Here is a 267-nt window from a genome sequence, read left to right on the forward strand (position 1 = left end):
CGTGGATCGCGTAGGTGAGGAAGAAGACGGCGAGAAACAGTCTCAGTGGGAACACGACATTGCCTCGCCCGTCGGTCAATACAGCCAGGTCGCGGGGCATGGCGGAGTACCCGGAATGCACCAGCAGGGTTCGGATGCACATTGCGAGGATCGACAGCCCGGCGAACGTGATCAGGAAACTGTTCGTTCCGCTCGCGGGGCGATCGACCGCGTAGTCGACCGGTGCGCTGTCGACCGAGCGGAAGTGGTCGACGACCGCTGGGTCTT

The 267-nt window shown here is 62.9% G+C and carries 1 protein-coding gene; it reads right to left on the minus strand.

Annotated features, from left to right (window positions below; translation table 11 throughout):
* Window positions 1-267 (minus strand): hypothetical protein (locus AC3XQU_RS24045; RefSeq protein ID WP_489876642.1); only part of this gene is annotated, 267 nt, incomplete at both ends.

This window comes from Telluria sp. AZSoR62, from assembly GCF_058111565.1.